The organism is Streptomyces sp. NPDC055140 (genome assembly GCF_053607285.1).
Genome location: NZ_JBSGTG010000180.1, coordinates 1 through 1,645 on the forward strand (window position 1 = coordinate 1; position 1,645 = coordinate 1,645).

Genomic DNA, 1,645 nt, shown 5'->3' on the forward strand with positions numbered 1-1,645 from the left:
GTCTGCACAACCTCAACCTCGCTGGATAGAGGGGTAGCTCACGGCGCAGTCAGCCATGCCCCTGGCCCAAGATCCTTTTGCGGGACAACCCTTAGTGCCGCAACGGGATGGGTTGATGGCCACGGCACAGGTGTTGCCGTCAAGCCTCCGCGCCCTTGGGGGAGTTGGAACCCCGAGGGGCACCTACTGTCAGTGCGGTGCGTCAGATTGGTTCAGCGGTCACAGGGCCTTCCCGGAAACGGAGACGGCCCCCTGGGCCGCGTCAGCTCGGCTCTGCCTGGGTCGATGGCAGATGGGATGGGAGCTCCCCGCACACGCCACCAATCGGCCGGCACCCGCGAACGGCGCCCCCGCCATCCTGGAGCCTGAGCGCCCCCGCCGGAACTCGGCGGTGATCACAAGGGGCTGTCGTTCGGGATCGGAGGGTAGCGCGTGCTGGCCCTGGCCTCGCGTCACGCGGGAGTACCGCTTTAGGAGCGCGGTAGGGCGGTTACGGGACCGAGCTGCGGGTTCCCTGGTCTGGCGCAGTGCGGCCGTACTGCCCGCTGCGTGCCGCGATTCCCCGTGAGCCCCCGCCCGTTCTGGCACGAGAGTGGCACGGTCGGAGATGAGGTGGATGGAGTGGCTTGGGCTAAACGCCCATTAGCTGCCACCGTCGTTCATGGTGGGCCGGTCGTCAGGACGGGGCTGTCGTTGGTTGGCCGACCGGAAGCCCATCACGTGCCCAAAGACGTACGCCGAGGAGATCAGTATTGCAGCCAGCGGGATCCGCGCCCATGGGTCGTCGATCGCTTTCCATGCCAGCATGATCAACAGGTAGCCCGTCGCCGCCACCTGGAGCCACCAGACAACGCCTCTCCGGTTCCGCTCGGTCATTGAACCCCTCCTCGTTCGGCACAATGTGGCGTGGTCGATGGATTTCTAATGCCCGGGTCAATCCTTCGCAGGTCGATCAACGGGGACGTCGACCTCGGCCAACCCGCTTTGTGCCTCGACTGGCTGTCTACTGAGGTCCAGCGTCGACCGCGGCTGTTTCGCGCCTGCGGGTGTCAGCTGCTGACGTCAGGAACGGAGGTGTTCGACGAGTTCGGGCTACTTGCACGCCGGATCATGTCCACCACCTGCACCGCCTGCTTCGGGTGGGCCCATAGCCGCACAGGCCCTACAGACGATTCGCACTCGATCACCAGCGCTCTGTCCGGGAGCCACAACATTTCGCGGGAGGTCATTTCGCGTGCGCGGATGTAGCGCAGATCTGTCGGGAGTGCACGCAGCCGCGTCCACGGCCAGCGAGGTATCCATCGGAACTCGCCTCCGGCCAGTACGCGACCGAGGCTGTAGCGTCGCCCTTCGTCCGGCAGGTTGGCCCCGACCGGGAAGAGGACTGCTTCCCCTGCTTCGGCCCGAGCGGCTGTTCGCCGCGCTCGCCGTTCCATGAGAAACGCCCCGATCACCGTGCCGAGGAAGACACTGACCCCTGTAATCATGCGCGCAGTAGAACAGGTGGCCAGCTACTGAGGATTTCGGCTTGTCGTCGGGTGGTGACGGTCCATGATCCCTGCGGTATGCCCGTGGGGTGAGGTATCCGGAGGGTGGGGGCCTGACCGCTGAGCGGCGGGCGTTTCGTGAGGGGATCCGGCTTCAG

Annotated in this window: 1 protein-coding gene and 1 pseudogene; one reads left to right on the forward strand and one right to left on the reverse strand. The window is 65.8% G+C overall.

Annotated elements, in window-relative coordinates; all coding sequences use genetic code 11:
- Nucleotides 1-642: 642 nt before the first annotated feature.
- Nucleotides 643-876 carry a hypothetical protein gene (locus ACWFR4_RS48790; RefSeq protein WP_453658429.1) on the reverse strand — a complete coding sequence of 78 codons (234 nt, stop codon included), beginning with the start codon at nt 874-876 and terminating at the stop codon, nt 643-645.
- A 700-nt stretch (nt 877-1,576) separates the two neighbouring features.
- Here ACWFR4_RS48790 and ACWFR4_RS48795 point away from each other — a divergent pair.
- Nucleotides 1,577-1,645: pseudogene (locus tag ACWFR4_RS48795) on the forward strand (helix-turn-helix domain-containing protein); the annotation flags it as partial.